This is a genomic window from Pseudomonas sp. R1-43-08 (assembly GCF_003852255.1).
Lineage (GTDB): Bacteria > Pseudomonadota > Gammaproteobacteria > Pseudomonadales > Pseudomonadaceae > Aquipseudomonas.
Genome location: NZ_CP027734.1, coordinates 1,630,660 through 1,653,717, shown reverse-complemented (window position 1 = coordinate 1,653,717; position 23,058 = coordinate 1,630,660). Strand labels below are relative to the sequence as shown.

The window sequence follows — 23,058 nt, the reverse complement described above, 5'->3', positions numbered from 1 at the left end:
GTGGTCCTCATTTGCAGGAAGAATGAGGTCAAAATGTGGGAGGGGGCTTGCTCCCGATAGCGGTCTCAAATATTACGAATATCTCAGCGCATGCGCCGGCTCGATCTTCGCCGCCCGATAAGCCGGGTAAATGGTCGCCAGAAAGCTCAACACAAACCCCGCCGAGCAAATCAGCAACACATCCCCACCTTGCAGTTCGGACGGCAGGTTGCTGACGAAGTACACATCCGAACTGAAGATATGCTGCCCGCTCACCCGCTCCAGCCAGCCTACCAGTTCACTCACGTTCAGCGCCGCAATCACCCCCAGCACGCCGCCGATCAGGGTGCCGACAACGCCGATCACCGTGCCCTGCACCATGAAGATCGCCATGATCTGGCGGGGCGTGGCGCCGATGGTGCGCAGGATCGCGATGTCCGCACCCTTGTCGTTCACCACCATAATCAAGGTGGCGATGATGTTGAAAGCGGCCACCGCGACGATCATCAGCAACAGCAGGCCGATCATGGTCTTTTCCATTTTCATCGCGCTGAACAGGCTGCCCTGGGTGTGGGTCCAGTCGTCCGCCTTATACGCCGCGCCGAGGCTGGCGGCGATATCGGCCGAGACCTTGGGCGCCGCGTACAGGTCTGTCACTGCCAGGCGTACGCTCTGCACCTGGTTGGGTTGCCAATGCTGGATTTCGGCCGCATCGGCCTTGTTGATCAAGGCCATGGAGCCGTCCAGCTCGGCGCCCACCTTGAAGATACCCACCACGTTCAAACGCTGCATGCGCGGGGTGATCCCGCCCGGCGCGGTGCTGATTTCCGGGACGATCAAGGTCAGTTTGTCGCCCACGTTCAGGCGAAAGCGACGCGCGGTGATGTCGCCGATCACTACGCCGAACTCGCCGGCTTTCAAGTCTTCCAATTTGCCGCGCACGATATGCTGGGCCACGATCGACACCTTGCCTTCCTGGGCCGGGTCGACGCCGTTGATCTCAATCGGCTGCATCGCGCCCTTGTAGGAGAACATACCGTCCATCTGGGTAAACGGTACCGCTGCCGTGACTTGCGGGTTCTTCATTGCAGCAGCAGCCACCGGCTGCCAGTCATCGATCGGGTTCACCCCCACGATGGTAGCGTGGGGCACCATGCCGAGGATGCGCGAGCTCATTTCGCGCTGGAAGCCGTTCATCACCGAAAGCACCACGATCATCGCCAACACGCCCAGGGCGAGGCCGATCATCGAGGTCATCGAGATAAACGAGACAAAACGGTTGCGGCGCTTGGCGCGGGTATAGCGCGTGCCGATGAAAATCGATAACGGTCTGAACATTCGCGGGCACCGTTGAAAAAATGAAAAAGCCCGGTTTCAAAAAAACGGGCTTGCAACAGGTCAGATAGCGACCAGATGACCTTCCTGCAAGTGCAGTACTCGGTCCATCTGGCGGGCCATGCTCATGTCATGGGTCACCACCAGGAACGCGGTGCGCATCTGGGTGCTCAGCTCCAGCATCAAGTCCTTGATGCCCTGGGCCGTGTGGGAGTCGAGGTTACCGGTGGGCTCATCGAGCATCACCAAGCCTGGGTTGTTCACCAGGGCACGGGCAATTGCCACGCGCTGGCGCTCGCCGCCGGACAGCTCGGCCGGTTTGTGCTCCAGGCGATGGCCGAGGCCGACGCGCTCCAGCAAGGCCGTGGCACGCTGGCGCGCCTCCGGGATCGCGGTCTTGCCGATCAACAGCGGCATGCACACGTTTTCCAGGGCGGTGAATTCCGGCAACAGGTGGTGGAATTGATACACGAAACCCAGCGAACGGTTGCGCAGCTGGCCGCGGGCCCTTTCATTCAAGGCAGACAGCTCTTCACCGGCCAGCCACACGCTGCCCTGGGACGGCGTATCGAGGCCGCCCAACAGGTTGAGCAAGGTACTTTTGCCGGAACCGGAACTGCCGACGATCGCCACGCGCTCGCCCGGATGCAGTTCAAGCTGCAGGTTGGCCAGCACCACCACGGATTCCGGGCCTTCCTCGTAGGATTTGCCCAGGTTGCGGCAGCTCAGGATTGCTTTTTCACTCATGCCCGATTCACTCATAACGTAATGCCTGTGCTGGCTGGGTGCGTGCCGCGCGCCAGGCTGGATACAGGGTGGCAAGGAAACTCAGGACCAACGCGGCGCCGCCCACCATCAACACGTCCTGGGCCTGAACCTGGGACGGCAAGTAGTCGATGAAGTAGACATCGGCGTTGAGGAACTTGTGGCCGAGCACTTTTTCAAGCAAGGCGATGGCGGCGCTGACATTCAGTGCGGCCAGAATCCCCAAGGCGGTGCCGATCAGGGTGCCGACCACGCCGATCACCGTGCCTTGCACCATGAAGATCGCCATGATCTGCCCCGGCGTGGCGCCGAGGGTGCGCAGGATGGCGATGTCGCCCTTCTTGTCATTCACCACCATCACCAGCGTGGAGATGATGTTGAAGGCGGCCACGGCGACGATCAGCAGCAACAACAGGCCAATCATGGCTTTTTCCATGCGGATGGCCTGGTACAGGTTGCCGTGGGTGCGGGTCCAGTCGCGGGCGTAATACTGCGATTCGCCCAGGTGCTGGGCGATTTCCCAGGCGCCGCGCGGTGCCTCGAACAGGTCGTTGAACTTCAGGCGCAGGCCCTGCACCTGGTCCGGCTGCCAGCGATGCAGGCGCGCCAGGTCAGTGAGGTTGGTCAAGCCGAGGTAGCCGTCGATCTCGCCGGCGCCGACATGGAAGGTGCCGACCACGGTAAAGCGCTTCATGCGTGGGAACATGCCGGCCGGGGTCACGGTGACCTCCGGCGCGACGAAGGTCAGCTTGTCGCCGACGCCCACACCGAGCTTGGCAGCGGCCTTGTCGCCGATGACGATGCCGAAGCTGCCCGGCGCCAGATCGTCGAGTTTGCCCTGCAACATGAACTTGTCGATGATCGAGACGTTGCGCTCCTGGGCCGGGTCGACGGCATTGAGCAGGATTTTCTGCACCTTGCCGTCGTTGGTCAGCAGCCCTTGCATCTGGGTAAACGGCGCAACGGCCAGCACCTTGGGGTTCTGCTTGACCTTGGCGGCCAGGCTTTGCCAGTCACTGATGGGCGCGTCGCCCTCGATGGTCGCGTGGGGCACCATGCCCAGCACGCGGGTGCGCATCTCATGATCGAAGCCGTTCATCACCGACAGCACCACAATCATCACGACCACGCCCAGGGCGAGACCGATCATCGAGGTCAGGGAAATGAACGACACAAAATGATTGCGACGCTTTGCACGGGTATAACGCGTGCCAATAAATACGAAGAGAGGTCTGAACATGTCGGGGCTTGTTCGGAGGAAAAGAAGACGTCCCGGTGGCGGGGTCTGGTCAGCAGCTTTACACTCAGACCATTACCGTTACCTGGGGTTCGCCATGTCGACATTAGATGAAGAAGAGCGCCGCGAATACTACCGTATCGACGACATGATCGCACTCCAAATCAAACCCCTGTCGGCCCCCGACGCGGCGAGCAAGGAAGTGTTGCTGGATGATTCGCCGCTGTTCAATCTGCTCAGTGAACTGCACCTCAGCGAATTCGAGGCCCAGCACCTGCTGCGTCAGATCAACGAAAAAGACCGCAGCCTGGCGGCGTTCCTCAAAGTGCAGAACAAACGCCTGGACCTGCTCAGCCAGGTCATGGCTCGCGGGCTGCTCAGCGAGGTGGGCGCGCCGCAGCCGGTGATCCTTTCCGAAGGCGGCATCGACTTCCAGCACCCTGTGGCGCTGGCCCCGGACACGCACCTGGCGGTCAAGCTGGTGCTGATGCCCCAGGCCCTCGGCCTGCTGCTGCGTGCGCGGGTGACCCATTGCGATCCCAAGGGCGAGCGCTTTGACGTGGGCACGGAGTTCGAATCCATGACCGATGCCCAACGCCAACTGCTGGCGCGCTACATCCTGCAGAAACAGGCGCAGGAACGTCGCCTGGCGCGAGAACAAAGCGACGAACTCTGAATGCGTATTCACGACGCCAGCGAGCCTGGCGCAAAGGAGCAATTGTGACCCTGATTTACGGCCATCGCGGTGCCAAAGGCGAAGCACCGGAAAACACCCTGACCAGCTTTCAGGAATGCCTCAAACACGGCGTGCGCCGCTGCGAACTGGATCTGCACCTGTCCATGGACGGCGAGCTGATGGTCATCCACGACCCGACCCTCAAGCGCACCACTGACCGGCGCGGCAAAGTCGTCGAGTATTCGGCGGCGGACCTGGTGAAGATGGACGCACGCAAAGGCGGCCCAGGCTGGGTCAACCCATGCCCGATCCCGCGCCTGGAAGAGTTGTTCGAACAGTGCGACTTCGATCACTGGCAACTGGAAGTCAAAAGCGCTTCGCGCACTCGCGCTGCGACCACCGTGTTGGCGATCCGCGAGATGGCCGTGCGGTTTGGCCTGATGGACAAGGTCACGGTGACCTCAAGTTCACGGGAAGTGTTGAAAGCGGCGGTTGACCTCACCCCAGACCTGTCACGCGGGCTGGTGGCCGAATACGCCTGGCTCGACCCGTTGAAGGTCGCGCAGAACTACGGTTGTGAGTTCCTGGCATTGAACTGGACGTTGTGCACCCCCGAGCGGCTGGAAAAAGCCCAGCGTCAGGGCCTGCACGTATCCGTTTGGACGGTCAACGAACCTGCGCTGATGCGCAGGCTCGCCGACTTCGGCGTAGATAGCCTGATTACAGACTTTCCCGGTTTGGCCACTGCCACCCTCGGGAATTACTGAAACCGGTCTCCCCGGCCGGCTCAGGCCACCGGCCGGAGCCGCTCAAAAAAGCCGGTTGAGGCCGTCGTAGGCCGCTACCCGATAGGCTTCAGCCATGGTCGGGTAGTTGAACGTGGTGTTCACAAAATACTTCAGGGTATTTTGCTCGCCGGGCTGGTTCATGATTGCCTGGCCGATGTGCACGATCTCCGACGCCTGATAGCCGAAGCAATGCACGCCGAGCACTTCCAGCGTCTCGCGGTGGAACAGAATCTTCAGCATGCCTTGCGGCTCACCGGCGATCTGCGCACGCGCCATGCTCTTGAAGAACGCCTTGCCCACTTCGTAAGGCACCTTGGCCTTGGTCAGTTCGTGCTCGTTCTTGCCGATCGAGCTGATCTCGGGAATGGTGTAGATCCCGGTCGGCACGTCGTTCACGTAGCGCCAGCTGCCGTTGTCGACAATGCTGCCAGCAGCCGAACGACCCTGGTCATGGGCGGCGCTGGCCAGGCTTGGCCAGCCGATCACGTCACCGGCGCCGTAGATGTTCGGCACGCAGGTGCGGTAGTTCTCGTCCACCTCGATCTGACCACGGCTGTTGACCTTGACCCCGATGTTTTCCATGCCCAGCTTGTCGGTGTTGCCGGTACGCCCGTTGCACCAGAGCAAGGCGTCGGCCTTGATCTTCTTGCCGGACTTGAGGTGCAGGATTACGCCGTTATCCAGGCCTTCGACACGCTCGTACTCTTCGTTGTGGCGCACGGTGATGTTGTTGTTGCTGAAGTGGTAGCTCAACGCCTGGGAAATTTCCGAGTCGAGGAAGCTCAGCAACTGGTCGCGATTGTCCACCAGCTCCACCAGCACACCCAGGCCGCTGAAGATCGAGGCGTATTCGCAGCCGATCACCCCGGCGCCGTAGATGATCAGTTTGCGCGGGGTGTGGCCCAGGCTGAGGATGGTGTCGCTATCGTAGATACGGGGGTGGTGAAAATCGATGTCCGCCGGGCGATACGGGCGCGAACCGGTGGCGATGATGATGTGCTTGGCCACCAGTTTCTCGACCACGCCGTTGGCGCAGACCACTTCGACGGTTTGCTCGTCGGCGAAGCTGCCGGTGCCGAAGAACAGGTCGACGCGATTACGGGCGTAGTAGCCGGTACGCGAAGCGACTTGCTTGGAGATGACCTTTTCAGCGCTCTTCAACACGTCCGGAAACGAGAACCAGCGCGGCTCGCCGATGGCCCGGAACATCGGGTTGGTGTTGAATTGCATGATCTGGCGCACGGAGTGACGCAACGCCTTGGACGGGATGGTACCCAGGTGGGTGCAGTTACCGCCGACCTGGCGACGGCTATCGACCATCGCCACCTTGCGCCCTGCTTTGGCAGCGTTCATCGCCGCGCCTTCTCCAGCCGGGCCGGAACCCAGTACCACCACGTCGTAGTTGTAGACAGCCATGCGTACTCCTCAGAACAGGCCAGGCGTACGGTTGGACGCCTGGCTAAATCATGCCGCGGCCAGCGGGCATGAAGGACAATTTGGCTCAAGTGTGTGAACCGGGGCACAGTCTATATAAGGCTCAACGCCGCGCACATTAACCCTTGGTCGCGTCATAGGCCAGTCTTGCCATACTAACAGGCCGCCAATCAGCGTCGATTTCGGGATGAGCATTATGCGGCAACTATTTTGCTGATGGTGTCAGTTGTTGAAGTTGTGGCTGGACTACCGCTATCGGGGGCAAGCCCTAATGCCAGTCAGTTAAGGACGAACACTGTACCTGTGGCGAGGGAGCTTGCTCCCGCTGGGCCGCGAAGCGGCCCCAAAAATGGGACTGCTGCGCAGTCCAGCGGGAGCAAGCCCCCTCGCCACAGGTTACTTTTTACCCTTTCTACTTCTTAACTGACTGGCATTAGGGCAAGCCCCCTCCCACATTTGAATGTATTCGCAAATCAATTGTGGGAGGGGGCTTGCCCCCGATGAGGCCCTCACTCACACCACAAAACCACAGGCATAAAAAAGCCCCAAACCAGTCGGGGCTTTTTCATTTATTGCTGATGCTTAGCGCGGAAACGCCGGCGGGTTGACCCCAGCCATGTCTTCCATCACGCGAACCACCTGGCAGCTGTAGCCGAACTCGTTGTCGTACCACACGTACAGGACAACGCGGTTGTCCTGGCTGATGGTCGCTTCGGCGTCCACCACACCGGCGTGGCGCGAGCCGACGAAGTCGGTGGATACCACTTCCTGGGAATTGACGAAATCGATCTGCTTGTGCAGATCGGAGTGCAGCGCCATGTAGCGCAGGTACTCGTTCATCTCTTCACGGGTGGCGGCTTTCTCAAGGTTCAGGTTGAGAATGGCCATCGACACGTTTGGCGTCGGCACACGGATCGCGTTACCGGTCAGCTTGCCGGCCAGTTCAGGCAGGGCCTTGGCGGCAGCGGTGGCGGCGCCGGTCTCGGTGATTACCATGTTCAGCGCGGCGCTGCGGCCACGGCGGTCGCCCTTGTGGAAGTTGTCGATCAGGTTCTGGTCGTTGGTGTACGAGTGAACGGTTTCGACGTGGCCGTTGACGATACCGAACTTGTCGTTCACTGCTTTGAGCACCGGCACGATGGCGTTGGTGGTGCAGGAAGCGGCGGACACGATCTTGTCGTCAGCGGTGATTTCAGTGTGGTTGATGCCGTGCACGATGTTCTTCAGCTTGCCCTTGCCAGGCGCGGTCAGCACGACACGGTCAACACCCGGGCAGGCCAGGTGCTGGCCCAGGCCCTCGGCATCACGCCATACGCCGGTGTTGTCCACCAGCAGGGCGTCCTTGATGCCGTACTGGGTGTAATCCACCTCGGACGGGTTCTTCGCGTAGATCACCTGGATCAGGTTACCGTTGGCGGTGATGGTGTTGTTTTCTTCGTCGATGACGATGGTGCCGTTGAACGGACCGTGTACCGAGTCGCGGCGCAACAGGCTGGCACGCTTGGTCAGGTCGTTTTCGGCGCCTTTGCGCACCACGATGGCGCGCAGGCGCAGGCCGTCGCCGCCGCCGGTTTTTTCGATCAGGATGCGCGCCAGCAGACGGCCGATACGACCGAAGCCGTACAGCACAACGTCGGTGCCTTTGCGGGCAGCGGCGTTTTGCTGGCCGACCACGTCGGCCATTTCTTCACGCACGAACTGCTCGGCACTGCGGCCGGCGCCTTCTTTACGGAATTTGTACGCCAACTTGCCCAGGTCCACCGACGCCGCGCCGAGCTTGAGCTCGCTCATGGCCTTGAGCAGTGGGAATGTTTCGTGGACGGAGAGTTCGCTGTCGTCGGCGGAACGGTGACGCGCAAAGCGGTGAGCCTTGAGAATCGCGATGACGGACTGATTGATCAGGCTGCGGCCATAGATCGAGCTCACCACATTGTTATTGCGGTACAGCTGGCCGATAAGCGGGATCATCGCTTCTGCGAGTGCTTCACGGTCGATCCATTCACCAAGACACTGGTCGGGCTTCTGAGTCACGGGAACCTTCCACATGTAGGGGCAGAAAAAAGGGGCTACATTATGTCGCCCGACTGCCCGTTGAGCAATGCGCGACAGGCAACAAAAACCCCTTGCAAAAAAATACCACCCCGCTACAGCCCAGGAAACACGCGGGTTCCAGAAGGCCACTAGTTTGCCGAGCAGCTCGACTTGTCCGTAACCCTCCTAAACATTCGCGTATTTTGGCACTACATATTGAGTCAAAACCGACGATTGTTTGTCTTAGCCACTACATTTCCAACAAACCGTAATAGGCACAGTCAGCAACTGACAGGCGGCACCTCTGGCCGCTACAATTACCGACTTTGTCGCAACGCTTGGAGCTCAACCTTCCGTGCCCGTTCTGCGTCTACCGCTACTCCCTGCCGCGGCAGGTAAACAGCACTGGGGCAACCTGCCCGGTGCCGTCCTGAGCCTGGCCATTGCCGAGGCTGCCAGCGCAGCCAAACGCTTTACCCTGCTGCTCACCGCCGACAGCCAAAGCGCCGAGCGGTTGGAGCAGGAGCTGAGCTTCTTCGCCCCCGATTTGCCGGTGCTGCACTTTCCCGACTGGGAAACCCTGCCCTACGATCTGTTCTCGCCGCACCAGGACATCATTTCCCAGCGCATCGCCAGCCTGTACCGTTTGCCGGAACTGGCTCACGGCGTGCTGGTGGTGCCGATCACCACTGCCCTGCATCGCCTGGCGCCGACCAAATTCCTGCTGGGCAGCAGCCTGGTGCTGGATGTCGGCCAGAAACTCGACGTGGAGCAGATGCGCACGCGCCTGGAGGCCACCGGCTACCGCTATGTCGACACGGTGTACGAACACGGCGAATTCACCGTACGCGGCGCATTGATCGACCTGTTCCCGATGGGCAGCAAGTTGCCGTATCGCATCGACCTGTTCGATGACGAAATCGAGACCCTGCGCACCTTCGACCCGGAAAACCAGCGCTCCATCGACAAGGTCGAGTCGATCAAACTGCTGCCGGCGCGGGAATTCCCGCTGCAAAAAGATGCGGTCACGCGCTTCAAGGCACGCTTTCGCGAGCGCTTCGACGTGGACTTCCGCCGCTGCCCGATCTTCCAGGACCTGAGCAGCGGGATTACACCGGCCGGTATCGAGTACTACCTGCCGCTGTTCTTCGACGAAACCTCCACCCTCTTCGACTACCTGCCCCAGGACACCCAGGTGTTCTCGCTGCCAGGCATCGAACAGGCCGCAGAAAACTTCTGGAACGATGTGCGCAACCGCTATGAAGAGCGCCGCGTCGACCCGTCCCGGCCGTTATTACCACCTGCCGAATTGTTCCTGCCGGTGGAAGATTGCTTCGCCCGCCTGAAAAACTGGCCACGCGTGGTCGCCAGCCAGCAGGATGTGGACGCCGGCAGCGGCCGTGAGCGTTTCCCGGCGGGCACACTGCCGGACCTGGCGATCCAGGCCAAAGCCACGCAGCCGCTCGAAGCGCTGTCCAACTTCCTCGGCGACTTCCCCGGCCGCGTGCTGTTCACCGCCGAATCCGCCGGGCGTCGCGAAGTCCTGCTGGAGCTGCTCGAACGCCTCAAGCTGCGCCCGAAGACCGTCGATAGCTGGCCGGATTTCGTAAAAAGCAAAGAGCGCCTGGCGATCACCATCGCGCCATTGGACGAAGGCTTGTTGCTGGACGACCCGGCCCTGGCGCTGATCGCCGAAAGCCCGTTGTTCGGCCAGCGCGTGATGCAGCGTCGCCGCCGTGAAAAACGCGCCGACGCCAACAATGACGCGGTGATCAAGAACCTCACCGAGTTGCGTGAAGGCGCGCCGGTGGTGCACATCGACCACGGCGTGGGCCGCTACCTCGGCTTGCAGACCCTGGAAATCGACAACCAGGCCGCCGAATTCCTCACCATGGAATACGCCGAAGGCGCCAAGCTCTACGTGCCGGTGGCCAGCCTGCACTTGATCGCGCGCTACACCGGTAGCGATGACGCCCTGGCGCCGTTGCACCGCCTGGGCTCCGAGACCTGGCAGAAAGCCAAGCGCAAGGCCGCCGAACAGGTGCGCGACGTCGCCGCCGAACTGCTCGACATCTACGCCCGCCGTGCGGCCCGCGAAGGCTATGCGTTCGCCGACCCGAAAGCCGATTACGCTACCTTCAGCGCCGGCTTCGCCTTCGAAGAAACCCCCGACCAGCAAACCACCATCGACGCCGTGCGCGCCGACATGCTTGCGCCCAAGCCGATGGACCGCCTGGTGTGTGGCGACGTCGGCTTCGGCAAGACCGAAGTGGCGATGCGCGCGGCCTTTATTGCGGTACATGGCGGCAAGCAGGTGGCGATCCTGGTGCCGACTACCCTGCTCGCCCAGCAGCACTACAACAGCTTCCGCGACCGCTTTGCCGACTGGCCGGTGAGCGTGGAAGTGATGAGCCGCTTCAAATCCGCCAAGGAAGTGAATGCCGCCATCGCCGACCTCGCCGAAGGCAAGATCGACATCGTGATCGGCACGCACAAACTGCTATCGGACGATGTGAAGATCAAGAACCTGGGCCTGGTCATCATCGACGAAGAGCACCGCTTCGGCGTGCGCCAGAAAGAACAGCTCAAGGCCCTGCGCAGCGAAGTCGACATCCTCACCCTCACCGCCACGCCGATTCCGCGTACATTGAACATGGCGGTGTCGGGCATGCGCGACCTGTCGATCATCGCCACGCCGCCTGCACGCCGTCTGTCGGTACGCACCTTCGTGATGGAGCAGAACAAAAGCACGGTCAAGGAAGCGCTGCTGCGCGAATTGCTGCGCGGTGGCCAGGTGTATTACCTGCACAACGACGTGAAGACCATCGAGAAATGCGCCGCCGACCTCGCCGAACTGGTGCCGGAGGCCCGCATCGCCATCGGCCATGGGCAGATGCGTGAGCGCGAACTCGAACAGGTGATGAGCGACTTCTACCACAAGCGCTTCAACGTGCTGATCGCCTCGACCATCATCGAGACCGGTATCGACGTCCCCAGCGCCAACACCATTATCATCGAACGCGCCGACAAGTTCGGCCTGGCCCAACTGCATCAACTGCGCGGCCGGGTCGGGCGCAGTCACCACCAGGCCTACGCCTACCTGTTGACGCCACCACGCCAACAGATCACGTCCGACGCGGAAAAGCGCCTGGAAGCGATCGCCAACACCCAGGACCTCGGCGCCGGCTTCGTGCTGGCCACCAACGACCTGGAAATCCGTGGCGCCGGCGAACTGCTCGGCGACGGCCAGAGCGGGCAGATCCAGGCCGTGGGCTTCACCCTTTATATGGAAATGCTCGAGCGCGCGGTGAAAGCCATTCGCAAGGGCGAACAGCCGAACCTCGACCAACCGTTGGGCGGTGGCCCGGAAATCAACCTGCGCTTGCCGGCGTTGATCCCCGAAGCCTACCTGCCGGACGTGCACGCGCGGCTGATCCTGTACAAGCGCATCGCTTCGGCCACCGACGAAGAAGGCCTGAAGGACCTGCAGGTGGAAATGATCGACCGCTTCGGCCTGTTGCCGGAACCGACCAAGAACCTGGTGCGCCTGACCCTGCTCAAATTGCAGGCCGAACAACTGGGCATCAAGAAAGTCGACGCCGGGCCGCAAGGCGGGCGTATCGAATTCGAAGCGCAAACGCCGGTAGACCCGTTGGTGCTGATCAAGCTGATCCAGGGCCAGCCCAACCGCTACAAGTTCGAAGGGGCTACGCTGTTCAAGTTCATGGTGCCGATGGAACGCGCCGAAGAACGCTTCAATACCCTGGAGGCGCTGTTTGAGCGCCTCATTCCGAAATCTGCTTGAAGGACGCCTCCATGCGCGTGTTCCGCATTCTGAGCCTGCTGTTGCTGGTATTCGCGCCTTCGGCCTTTGCCGACAGCCCCTACCAGGTGGAGATGATCCTGGTACGCCAGAATGCAGAGCCGGTGATCAACAGCCGCGCCGCCCCGGAAAACTGGGATAGCGGTGCGCAGCGCCTGGGCGAGCGAATGAGCCCGCCGCGCCTGGGCAATATCGTCGAAAAACTGCGCGCCGATTCCAACTACACCGTGCTTGCGCACAAGGCCTGGGAACAGAGCCTCGGCGAACAGCCAGTGAAGATCGCGATCACCGACGGCCAGGAGCAATTCGGCCAATTTCCTATCGAGGGCGTGCTGAACCTGCAACTGGGTCGCTTCACTGATATCGACGCCGACTTCTGGATCAACCAGTTCGACAGCAACGGCAGCGTGATCGCCAGCGAACACCTGAGTCAGAAAGACGTACGCACCAAGAACAACCAGCTCAATTACCTGGATGGCGGCCACCTGGCGCTGCTGATCAAGATCACTTCGCTGACCGCCAAGCCCCCCAGCGCACCACCGCCCGACATGCAGGACTGATCCCGCGCCATGCCCCTGACAGCGTCGCTGACCAAACCCCTGGCCCCTTCGTGGGCCAATCGCTTCAAAGAGCAAAGCCTGGAGCGCGGGCGGCGTTACGCGTTGGAGAATCGGGTGCGCATCGTCGAGTCCGGCGACAGCACCATCACCGCCAGTTGTGAAGGCTCGGGCGGCAACGTCTACCGACAGACCATTTCGTTACGCGAATCGGCCAAGGGCATGCTGATTCTGGTGGACAGCCGCTGTACCTGCCCGGTGCACACCAATTGCAAACATATTGCCGCCGTGCTGCTCAAGGTGCAGGAAACCCTGGCCTACCCGGCGGCGGCCCAGGATGCCGAGTTGCTGGGAAAACTGCAGGCGGTGTTGGATAACCGTGTGGTACTGCCGCAGGTGGTCATGGAGGATGTGCGCCCAGTGCCGCGCCTGTGGCTAGCCAGTGTGGAGTTCAGCGCGTTCGAACCGCGCAATGGCAAGATGCAGCGTTACATCCAGCATCGCGCGGCGCTGTCGTTCAACTATCTGGGCAACTATGTCAGCGGGCAAAAGAACGCCGATATCATCGTGCGCCAGGAAACCCAAAGCCTGCGCATCAAGCGCCATCCCGAGCTGGAACAGCCCTATCGCGAGCAACTGCGCCTGCTCGGGTTCAAGATCGCCACGCGCCAGAGCAAGGCCTTGCCGGAAAGCGCCGGCGAGCTGTTCGAGATGGTCAATGACAGCGCCTGGTTGAATTTCACCCTCAACGCGTCCCCTGCCCTGCGGGCCGAAGGTTGGGAGCTGCAAATCGATGAAGACTTCGGTTTTGACCTCAGCCCGGTGGACGACTGGTACGCCAGCGTCGATGAAGCCCCCGAGCGGGACTGGTTCGATCTGGAGCTGGGTATCATCGTCAACGGCGAACGGCTGAGCCTGCTGCCCATCCTGCTGAATTTGATGCGTTCCCACACCGAAATCCTCAACCCGGAAAAACTCGCACGGCGCCGCGATGATGAATTGATCCTGGTGAACATTCCCGGCCTGCCCAACGGCCACGGTCCGCTGCAAGTGGCGCTGCCCTACGGGCGATTGAAGCCGGTACTGGCGACCCTCGGCGAGTTCTACCTGCAGGAACCCGGCACCACCACATTGCGCCTGGCCAAGGCCGATGCGGTCCGCTTGAACCCGCTGGAAGATCTGCCGCTGCAATGGGAAGGCGGCGAGAAAATCCGCAACTTCGCCCAGCGCCTGCGGGACATCAAGGATTTCACCTGCGTGGCGCCTGAAGGCTTGAATGCAACCTTGCGCCCTTACCAGCTGGAAGGCCTGAGCTGGATGCAGTCGCTGCGCCAATTGGAGGTGGGTGGGATTCTTGCGGATGACATGGGCCTGGGTAAAACCTTGCAGACCCTGGCGCATATTCTTACGGAAAAAAATGCAGGACGGCTGAATCGACCGTGCATGGTGGTCATGCCTACCAGCCTGATCCCCAATTGGCTCGATGAGGCCGCGCATTTCACTCCGCAATTGCGGGTGCAGGCGCTGTACGGCGCAGGGCGTAAGAAACATTTCGCCAATCTGCAGGACTATGACCTGCTGTTGACCACCTACGCGCTGCTGCCCAAGGACATCGACACCCTCGCCGCCCTGCCCCTGCATGTGCTGATCCTCGATGAAGCCCAGTACATCAAGAACCCCACCAGCAAGGCGGCGCAAGCGGCACGCGAGCTGAATGCGCGGCAGCGCCTGTGCCTGAGCGGCACGCCGCTGGAAAACCACCTGGGCGAGTTATGGTCGTTGTTCCACTTCCTGTTGCCGGGCTGGCTCGGCGATGTGAAAAGCTTCAACCGCGATTACCGCGTCCCCATTGAAAAACGCGCCAGTGAGGTGCGATTGCAGCACCTCAACGGTCGGATCAAGCCGTTCCTGCTGCGCCGCACCAAGGAACAGGTGGCCACGGAACTGCCGCCCAAGACCGAGATTATCCACTGGGTCGACCTTAATGAGGCGCAGCGCGACGTGTATGAAACCATGCGCCTGGCCATGGATAAAAAGGTCCGCGACGAGATCACCCGCAAGGGGGTGGCGCGCAGCCAGATCATCATCCTTGAAGCACTGCTCAAACTGCGCCAAGTGTGCTGCGATTTGCGCCTGGTCAACGATGCCGCCCTGCCCGCCCGCGGCAGCAGCTCGGGCAAGCTCGACAGCTTGATGCAGATGCTTGAGGAATTGTTTGCCGAGGGGCGGCGGATACTGCTGTTCTCGCAGTTCACCTCGATGCTGAGTCTGATCGAGGCTGAACTCAAGCAGCGCAAAATCGCCTACGCCTTGCTGACCGGCCAGACACGTGATCGGCGCACACCAGTGAAGGACTTCCAGAGCGGCAAGCTGCAGATTTTTCTGATCAGCCTGAAGGCCGGCGGCGTCGGCCTGAACCTGACCGAAGCCGACACCGTGATCCACTACGACCCGTGGTGGAACCCCGCAACCGAAAACCAGGCCACTGACCGCGCCTACCGCATCGGGCAAGAGAAGCCGGTGTTCGTCTACAAGATGATTGCCCGAGGCACGGTGGAAGAGAAAATCCAGCATTTGCAGAAGGAAAAATCCGACCTGGCGGCGGGTGTGCTGGATGGGCGTTCGACCGGGGATTGGCAGTTGGGTAATGAGGATATCGAGGCGCTGTTTGCACCGTTGCCGAATAAGCAAGAGAAGCGCTGACTGTCGGATCGACATCGGGGGCAAGCCCTAATGCCCGTCAGTTAAGAAGTAGAAAGGGTAAAAAGTAACCTGTGGCGAGGGAGCTTGCTCCCGTTGGACTGCGCAGCAGTCCCATTTTTGGGGCCGCTTCGCGGCCCAGCGGGAGCAAGCTCCCTCGCCACAGGTACAGTGTTCGTCCTTAACTGACTGGCATTAGGGCAAGCCGCGGTCGTTAGCCAGGCAAAGGTGCAAACAGCGCCTCAATATCCCGCTGCTCCAGCTTCCAACCCGCACTGGCGCCCCCTTCAAGCACGCCGTCGGCAAGCGCTGCCTTTTCCAATTGCAACGCCTGAATCTTTTCTTCCACCGTGCCCCGGGCAATCATCTTGTAGACGAATACCGGCTTATCCTGCCCGATCCGGTAGGCCCGGTCGGTGGCCTGGTTTTCCACGGCCGGGTTCCACCAGGGGTCGTAATGAATCACCGTATCTGCGGCCGTCAGGTTCAAGCCGGTTCCGCCCGCTTTCAGACTGATCAGGAACAACGGCGTCTTGCCGTCCTGGAAATCCTTCACCGGTGTGCGCCGGTCCAGGGTTTCACCGGTCAGGATTGAATAGTCGACCTGACGCTGCTTCAGCTCCTCTTCGATTAATGCCAGCATCGAGGTGAACTGCGAAAAGAGCAGGACGCGCCGCCCCTCGCTGAGCAACTCTTCGAGCATCTCCATCAAACTGCCGAGTTTGCCAGTACCGGCCCGGGCCAGTTTGGAGGCGGGTGCAGTCTTGACCAGGCGCAAGTCGCAGCAGACCTGGCGCAACTTGAGCAGCGCTTCGAGAATGATGATTTGGCTGCGGGCGACACCATGCCGGGTGATTTCGTCGCGAACCTTCTTGTCCATCGCCACACGCACGGTTTCATACACGTCACGCTGGGCGTCGCTCAAGTCCACCCAGTGCACGATCTCGGTCTTGGGCGGCAGCTCGGTGGCCACCTGTTCTTTTTTGCGGCGCAACAGGAAGGGTTTGATCCTCGCCGTCAGGTGCTGCATGCGTTGCGCATTGCCGTGCTTTTCAATCGGCGTGCGGTAATCGCGATTGAAGGTTTTACTATCGCCCAGCCATCCCGGCAACAGGAAGTGAAACAGCGACCAGAGTTCGCCCAAATGGTTTTCCAACGGCGTCCCGCTCAGGCACAGCCGCTGGCCGGCATCCAGTTGGCGAGCGGCCTGGGCCGCCTTGCTGTTGGGATTCTTGATATTTTGCGCTTCGTCGAGGATCAGCACGCTCCAGCGCTGCGGCTGCAGGACCTCAAGGTCTCGCGGCAACAGCGCGTAGGTGGTGAGTACCAGGTCGTAATCGGTCAAGCGCAAGAAGTCAGCCTGACGCTGTGCACCGTGCAGCGCCAGAACTCTGAGCTGTGGCGTGAACCGTGTGGCTTCGTCGATCCAGTTCGGGATCAGGCTGGTGGGCATTACGGCCAATGCGGGCATTTGCAATCGCCCTGCCTGTTTTTCCACGAGCAGGTGCGCAAGGGTTTGTAGGGTTTTGCCCAGGCCCATGTCATCCCCAAGAATCCCGCCGACTTCCAGCTCGCGCAGCGTTTGCATCCAGTTCAGGCCTTCGAGTTGATAGCCACGAAGTTCGGCTCTCAGGCCTTCGGGGGCAGAGACCTGGGCATGGGTGGAGCCCTTGAGACGCTGGGCGAAATCACGCAGTCGCTCGCCGCCCTGCCAGACCAGAGGTAGTGCATCCAGGTTACTGAGCCTTGCCGCATCCGGCGCACTCAGCCGCAGTGCGTCTCCTTCAGGCGCGCGCAGGTAGAGTTCGCCGAGGGTCGCCATCAGAGGTTTGATACGACCGTAGGGCAGCGCAACTTTGATATGAGTGCGGGCATCCAGACTGACCAACACGCGCTCATCATCATCACGTTCGGCCATGTAGGTGGCGTCAAGCAGTTTGGGTTGACGCCGCATCAAGTCGAGCATGATGGGCAACAGGCTGTGCCGCTCGCCATTGACCTCAATGCCCAGCTCAAGGTTGAACCACTCGTGACCGGGTGACTCTTCAATGTCCGCGTACCAGCCGTCAACAGCCTCCACATTGTAATAAAACCCCGGATGAATGACGACTTCCCACCCTGCTTCACGCAGAACCGACAGCTGGCTTTCAACAAAAGCCAGCCAGGCTTCATCGTTGGGTAGATCGAACATCTCTCCTGCACCGACAGGCAGTGCACCGCTTTTGCGATTGACCGTTTTAAAGCCGATTTTCGTGAGCGTCTTGCGCAAGGCTTTTTCAGCTGCGGGCTTGCGTTGGATGCGTTGGGTTTCGGTGCCATTGAGAAACAGGATGTCCTCAGTGCCCTTGCCGCTGACCAGGCTTGTGTCGTAACGAAAAGCCAGGGCGGCGCGGTGTTCCAGGGCGAGCATCCGCCGATAGTCGACCTGGCTGTACACGTAGGATTCGTCGCTTCCCAATGTAAGACACCCTTGGGGCTCCAACGTATCCACGACGCGCTCGGTCAGCTCGCGTGGTGGCGGAATCACCTTGGACACCGCACTGATGCGATGACTGAATAACGCGACTTGCTCAGCTGGAATCATCGGCAAGCCGCAAAGATGCATGGCCAGATTTTCCTCCAGCCCGTGCTCGACCACCCCGATCGTCATGTTATCGAGGTCAAGATAATGAAGCGGCTGGAGGGGCAGCACTTCGTCCAACTCGCGCCCGTCGCTGATCCAGCAGGGAATGTAATTGCCGTCGGGCAACACGGCCCAATCAAAACGAGCAGCGCGCGCCGGGCCAGGGTTGAGCGCCAGTCCAGTGCTCAGCTCCAGAAACAGGCGCTGGGTTTTTAACGCCAATTGGAGAATTTCGGCCCCCGTCTCACCGGCCAACTGAAAACTGCTGCCATAGCTGGCATAAGATCGGCCCAACATCAGCAATCGACCAATGCGGGTATCCAGCTCATGCATATAGCCAGGGGCACGCCGCAATACCTCATCCATCGAGTGCAGAGGCTTGATATCGCTGTACTCGCCTTTTTTCGTCACGCGCGCCCGATACACCTCCAATGACCAGCCACTGGAATAAACATCAGGAGTGATTTGGTACAGCAAACAAGTGCCGGTGTTCTTGGGCTGAGCCTCACCCGGCGGGGTGGGCTTGGGGATACTTTCGAGCCAGTTTTCGAGCTGCGGACTCAGGCGGTCACCCACCGGCTTCTTCGGCTCGTTCAGCTCTTCGTACAGCGCAGTCAACGTAAACAAGACCGCAGCCGCGTGCTTGCAATTGATCGCCACCGGGCAAGAACACACACAGATGATGCCCGGTCGACGGGATGCTGCACTCTCCAGGGTAATCGACAGGCTGTAGACATTACGTCCAGACCCCCTGCAATGCGCGATCAGCCTGTGATGCCCGAACTCTTTGATCTCAAGACGATTTTCGCCAGCATACTCAAACCCGCGCTCCAGCGAACGAGGTTCAAAGTAGGCTTGCCAATCCAACTCGACGATACGTGCAATCAGGTCATTCATGAAACAAGGACTCTACAGCAGCCAGTAATGGAGGTTAAAGCAGCGCAACTCCTACACTGCGGCAAGAAACAGCCTCAGCCGCATTCAAACGCTACCTACATCAAGCTTCTTATTCAATCAGCTGAGCGTCTCGCAACGCTCCAAGGGCTGCCAGCCAGCGCGGATCCTGTTTGTAGTCAGTCGAGGCAATTGCTTGTCCCCGCATACGCGCAATGCGAGCCGAAGGCGTGACCTTCATCCGCTGGGCTGCAGTCAGTGCAAGCTCGGCAGCCGCGCGGTCATTGCACACCAGCCCCATGTCACAACCAGCAGTGAGTGCCGCCTCGATCCGACTGGCCGCATCACCCACCACATGGGCACCGGCCATGGACAGGTCATCACTGAAAATCACCCCGTCGAACTGCAGCTCACCGCGCAGGATGTCCTGCAACCAGCGGCGTGAGAAGCCGGCGGGCTGGCTGTCCACTTGCGGGTAGATCACATGCGCGGGCATCACGGCCGCCAATTGCTTGCTCAGGCGTGCGAAAGGCACCAGGTCATTGGCGCGAATCTGTTCCAGGCTGCGCTCGTCGTTGGGAATCGCGACGTGGGAATCGGCCTCGGCCCAACCGTGACCCGGAAAGTGCTTGCCGGTGGCGGCCATGCCCGCGCTGTTCATGCCGCGGATAAAGGCACCGGCGAGTACGGCGGCGCGCTCGGGGTCGCCTTCGAACGAGCGGGTGCCGACCACGGCGCTGCGCTGGTAATCCAGGTCGAGCACTGGAGCGAAGCTGAGGTCCAGGCCCACGGCGAGTACTTCGGTGGCCATGATCCAGCCACATTGTTCGGCCAGGTACTCGGCGTTGGGGTTATCCGCCAGCGCGCGCATGGCCGGCAAGCGCACGAAGCCCTGGCGCAGGCGCTGCACCCGGCCGCCTTCCTGGTCAACCGCCAGCAGCAGGTCCGGGCGCACCGCACGAATCGCCGCGCTCAATTCGCGAACCTGGCGTGGATGCTCGATATTGCGCGCAAAAATGATCAAGCCGCCCACTTCAGGTTGGCGCAACAGATGGCGGTCCTCGGCCGTCAGCCAGGTACCGGCAACGTCGACCATCAAAGAACCTTGCAGGGCAGCAGTCATAAACCTTCCTTAAATAACGCGCACAACCCGTCATCCCTACCGGTTACGGTAAGCACGACGGGTTGCGCGTAAATAGCTGAAATCGGCATGGCGGCTAGCTTAGCGGATGCAAGCGGCCGCGCACACCCGCAGCGGTCAAACCTTGGCGAGGCTGGGTGTGGACTTGCTGCGCGGGCGCAATTGAGCCACCGCCATGGCCTGATCGGTCACACCGGTTTCAGCGCGCATGCCGGCGGCGAGGAATGGCACCATCAGGCGCATCACCTGCTCGATGGAGGTGTTGACGCCGAAATCGGTCTCGGCAATCGCGCGCAGCGCCTTGATCCCGGACATGCTGAAGGCCGCAGCGCCGAGCATGAAGTGCACGCGCCAGAACAGCTCGATGGGTGGGATACGCGGGGCAGCTTCATTGACCAACAACATATAGCGACGAAACACCTTGCCGTACATGTCTTCCAGGTAACGACGCAGGTGGCCCTGGCTCTGACTGAACGCCAGGCCCAATAGACGCATGAAAATAGACAGGTCGTTACCGCTGCGCGGCTGAACCACCAGGGCTTGCTCGACCAGGATTTCCAAAAGCTCTTCCAGGCTTGGCTTGTTATCCACCTTGGCCTGGCGACGCTCCAGCTCGCGGTCAAGGCTGGCACAGAACGGCCCCAGGAAGCGCGAGAACACCGCCTGGATCAGGGCTTTTTTTGAGCCGAAATGGTAGTTCACGGCGGCGAGGTTAACCCCAGCCTTGCTGGTGATCAGCCGCAATGAAGTTTCAGCAAATCCTTTTTCCGCGAACAATTGCTCGGCAGCATCGAGAATGCGTTCAACGGTTTCCGACTGGGCCATGGCTACTCCGCCTGACAAACACTTGTTTGAAACATACGTTTCAGGGTATGTCTTGTCAAGCCTGCGTGTCCGTTTTCCGGCCGGGCAGTCATCTATTTCGTCGCTATTTAATCACATCTTTCATGGCCTATAGGCAGCGCTACCTCTGCCCCGCAGTACGGATGATGGATGACCGTCCAGCGGAGCCGTTCAAAAGGATGATTGCCAAGCGCCGTTCACTGTATATAATCCCAGTCACTGTATAAAAAGACAGAGCGATCAACATGCTAAAACTGACGCCACGCCAAGCTGAGATTCTGGCTTTTATCAAGCGCTGCCTTGATGACAACGGTTACCCACCGACACGCGCCGAAATTGCGCTGGAGCTGGGTTTCAAGTCTCCCAACGCTGCCGAGGAACACCTCAAGGCCCTCGCGCGCAAAGGCGCGATCGAGATGACCCCAGGGGCTTCGCGCGGTATTCGCATCCCTGGCTTCGAAGCCAAGGCCGACGAATCGACACTGCCGATCATCGGTCGAGTGGCTGCGGGTGCGCCGATCCTGGCGCAGCAACACGTCGAGGAATCCTGCAACATCAACCCGACCTTCTTCCATCCGCGCGCCGATTACCTGTTGCGGGTGCACGGCATGAGCATGAAGGACGTGGGTATTTTCGACGGCGACCTGCTGGCCGTTCACACCACCCGCGAAGCCCGCAATGGCCAGATCGTCGTGGCGCGGATCGGCGATGAGGTCACCGTCAAGCGCTTCAAGCGTGAAGGCAGCAAGGTCTGGCTCCTGGCCGAGAACCCGGAGTTCGCGCCGATTGAAGTGAACCTCAAAGACCAGGACCTGGTGATCGAAGGCTTGAGTGTCGGCGTCATTCGCCGCTAAAGGAGACATCATGCAGCTCGTGCACACCCCACAACACACACAACTGTCGCTGTTCGAGGCCTTTATGGCTCAACCCCTTGCGCCCATCCTCAAGGAAACGGTCGAAGCGCCGTGGAGCTGCGAACCTGAGGTATTCAGTGAATTGTCGTTGCGTGGGGCTGCCGGGAGCTGCTTGAGCCTGCTGGCGCCGATCCTGCGCGAACTCAGTGAGGAGCAGGACGCGCGCTGGTTGACGCTGATCGCCCCGCCCGCCAGCCTGACCCAGGCTTGGCTGCGGGATGCCGGCCTCAACCGTGAGCGTATTCTGTTGCTGCAGCCACGGGGCACGCAAAGTGCTCAGCAGTTGACCTGCGAAGCCTTGCGCCTGGGCCGTAGCCATACGGTGGTGAGCTGGCTGAACCCGTTGAATGCAACGGCCAAGCAGCAGCTGATCAGCGCCGCGCACACGGGCGATGCGCAGAGCTTGAATATTCGACTGGGGTAAGAGGTGAGCGGGTTACCCAGGGCTCAGTGAAGAACCTTTGGGCCATCTTCCTTCTCCGGCTCGCCTTCAGCCAGGCGACCGGCCATTTGCACGCCAACGCTCAACATCGCTTTAGCCACTTCCACATGCTGGCCTTGCAGGAACGCTTTTGCGTCTTCGGAAAAGTCCAGGATGACCAGAGAACCTTCGTCCTCGGCCCGACGCAGCTCGATTCGGCCGTCAGGCAGTTCAACAATTTCCAGAAAGGACGTTGGCATAAAAGTCTGTTCTCCACGAAAGCGCGGGATTATATCAGTGTTGTCGCGTGCAGGCGTGCCCGCTCAGCACTCGCTCAAACCTTCGCGAAAGCGCAACGCCAGCTTTTTAAGTTCCTGACGCCAGCTTTCCAGCTCTTCCCGGCTCAAAGGCCTGGGCTCATCCGCCTCCAATGCAACCGCCAAGATCAATGGCTGCGTCACATCACCCTTGGGTACATGGGGAACGCGGGGCGGCTGGAACATGTCGGCGTGCGCCTTGAGCAGGCGTGCTACCCAACTGTCCGGGCTCTGGGCCATTTCCACCAGTTCGGCCAATTCCGGGATAGCCATGGTTTCCAGCACGTCTCGGGCCATGATCATTTCCGCGCGGGGCGAACCGGCCTGGGGCAAGCGGTAGAACCCGGCGATTTCATGGCATAACCCCAGCAAGGCGCCATACAGGTGAAACAGAGCGGCTTCACGCCCCGCCTGGACCAGCGCGATGGCATTCATCTCCTTGCCCGCCTCGGCACGACCGAGGGCTTCCAGGGATAACCCCGCGAAGTAAATTTTCTGGTTGGTACGGGTATAGAGTTCGTTGGCCATGACGGCAATCTCCACAACGAATGAGGCGTGATGCTGGCTGTGTAGGAGCGAG

General features: G+C 60.6%; 17 protein-coding genes. 7 read left to right on the top strand and 10 right to left on the bottom strand.

Features of this window, described 5'->3' with window-relative positions; all coding sequences use genetic code 11:
- Positions 1-72: 72 nt before the first annotated feature.
- Genes C4J87_RS07495 through C4J87_RS07485 form a run of 3 tightly spaced genes read right to left on the bottom strand, consistent with a single transcriptional unit; the run spans position 73 to position 3,319 of the window.
- The gene (locus tag C4J87_RS07495; protein ID WP_124366282.1) at positions 73-1,317 is read right to left on the bottom strand and encodes a lipoprotein-releasing ABC transporter permease subunit; all 1,245 of its coding nucleotides are present in this window, start codon (positions 1,315-1,317) and stop codon (positions 73-75) included.
- Between the two features lie 60 nt (positions 1,318-1,377).
- Positions 1,378-2,061, bottom strand: a complete 684-nt coding sequence (lolD, locus tag C4J87_RS07490; RefSeq protein ID WP_164487647.1) for a lipoprotein-releasing ABC transporter ATP-binding protein LolD — start codon at positions 2,059-2,061, stop codon at positions 1,378-1,380.
- 7 nt (positions 2,062-2,068) lie between these two features.
- Positions 2,069-3,319, bottom strand: coding sequence for a lipoprotein-releasing ABC transporter permease subunit (locus C4J87_RS07485; RefSeq protein WP_124366280.1), 1,251 nt, complete (start codon positions 3,317-3,319; stop codon positions 2,069-2,071).
- A 94-nt stretch (positions 3,320-3,413) separates the two neighbouring features.
- On the opposite strand from C4J87_RS07485, the gene C4J87_RS07480 reads away from it, so the two are divergent.
- Together C4J87_RS07480 and C4J87_RS07475 are read left to right on the top strand one after the other, a co-directional pair.
- Positions 3,414-3,992 (top strand): PilZ domain-containing protein, encoded by a 579-nt coding sequence (locus C4J87_RS07480; protein WP_124366279.1) that lies wholly within the window; start codon positions 3,414-3,416, stop codon positions 3,990-3,992.
- 44 nt (positions 3,993-4,036) lie between these two features.
- Positions 4,037-4,759, top strand: a complete 723-nt coding sequence (locus C4J87_RS07475; protein WP_124361806.1) for a glycerophosphodiester phosphodiesterase family protein — start codon at positions 4,037-4,039, stop codon at positions 4,757-4,759.
- Between the two features lie 42 nt (positions 4,760-4,801).
- On the opposite strand, the gene sthA is transcribed toward C4J87_RS07475, so the two are convergent.
- Entirely contained in the window at positions 4,802-6,196 is a 1,395-nt protein-coding gene (gene sthA / locus C4J87_RS07470) for a Si-specific NAD(P)(+) transhydrogenase (RefSeq protein ID WP_003189670.1), read from the bottom strand.
- A gap of 600 nt (positions 6,197-6,796) precedes the next feature.
- Entirely contained in the window at positions 6,797-8,260 is a 1,464-nt protein-coding gene (locus C4J87_RS07460) for a glyceraldehyde-3-phosphate dehydrogenase (protein ID WP_124361805.1), read from the bottom strand.
- Between the two features lie 340 nt (positions 8,261-8,600).
- On the opposite strand from C4J87_RS07460, the gene mfd reads away from it, so the two are divergent.
- The 3 genes from mfd to C4J87_RS07445 are packed head-to-tail and all read left to right on the top strand — an operon-like array spanning position 8,601 to position 15,328.
- Complete coding sequence (gene mfd / locus C4J87_RS07455) at positions 8,601-12,050, top strand: transcription-repair coupling factor (protein WP_124366277.1); 3,450 nt, start codon at positions 8,601-8,603, stop codon at positions 12,048-12,050.
- 11 nt (positions 12,051-12,061) lie between these two features.
- Positions 12,062-12,628 carry a CsiV family protein gene (locus C4J87_RS07450; RefSeq protein WP_124366276.1) on the top strand — a complete coding sequence of 189 codons (567 nt, stop codon included), beginning with the start codon at positions 12,062-12,064 and terminating at the stop codon, positions 12,626-12,628.
- 9 nt (positions 12,629-12,637) lie between these two features.
- The gene (locus C4J87_RS07445; RefSeq protein ID WP_124366275.1) at positions 12,638-15,328 is read left to right on the top strand and encodes a DEAD/DEAH box helicase; all 2,691 of its coding nucleotides are present in this window, start codon (positions 12,638-12,640) and stop codon (positions 15,326-15,328) included.
- A 211-nt stretch (positions 15,329-15,539) separates the two neighbouring features.
- Here C4J87_RS07445 and C4J87_RS07440 read toward each other — a convergent pair whose 3' ends face one another.
- From C4J87_RS07440 to C4J87_RS07430, 3 genes are all read right to left on the bottom strand, one after another.
- Positions 15,540-18,845: a DEAD/DEAH box helicase gene (locus C4J87_RS07440; RefSeq protein WP_124366274.1), complete on the bottom strand. Its 3,306-nt coding sequence runs from the start codon at positions 18,843-18,845 to the stop codon at positions 15,540-15,542.
- Positions 18,846-18,954: 109 nt separating this feature from the next.
- Complete coding sequence (gene nagZ / locus C4J87_RS07435; protein ID WP_124366273.1) at positions 18,955-19,965, bottom strand: beta-N-acetylhexosaminidase; 1,011 nt, start codon at positions 19,963-19,965, stop codon at positions 18,955-18,957.
- Between the two features lie 135 nt (positions 19,966-20,100).
- A complete protein-coding gene (locus tag C4J87_RS07430; RefSeq protein WP_124366272.1) occupies positions 20,101-20,808 on the bottom strand; it encodes a TetR/AcrR family transcriptional regulator in 708 nt (235 codons plus the stop codon).
- Between the two features lie 263 nt (positions 20,809-21,071).
- Between C4J87_RS07430 and lexA the strand changes: the two genes are divergently transcribed.
- The gene (gene lexA, locus C4J87_RS07425) at positions 21,072-21,680 is read left to right on the top strand and encodes a transcriptional repressor LexA (protein WP_003172575.1); all 609 of its coding nucleotides are present in this window, start codon (positions 21,072-21,074) and stop codon (positions 21,678-21,680) included.
- Between the two features lie 10 nt (positions 21,681-21,690).
- Positions 21,691-22,164, top strand: coding sequence for an SOS-induced cell division inhibitor SulA (sulA, locus tag C4J87_RS07420; RefSeq protein WP_124366271.1), 474 nt, complete (start codon positions 21,691-21,693; stop codon positions 22,162-22,164).
- 23 nt (positions 22,165-22,187) lie between these two features.
- Here sulA and C4J87_RS07415 read toward each other — a convergent pair whose 3' ends face one another.
- Complete coding sequence (locus C4J87_RS07415; protein WP_124361797.1) at positions 22,188-22,421, bottom strand: hypothetical protein; 234 nt, start codon at positions 22,419-22,421, stop codon at positions 22,188-22,190.
- Between the two features lie 63 nt (positions 22,422-22,484).
- Positions 22,485-23,006: a DUF6586 family protein gene (locus tag C4J87_RS07410; RefSeq protein ID WP_124366270.1), complete on the bottom strand. Its 522-nt coding sequence runs from the start codon at positions 23,004-23,006 to the stop codon at positions 22,485-22,487.
- Between the last annotated feature and the right edge of the window lie 52 nt (positions 23,007-23,058).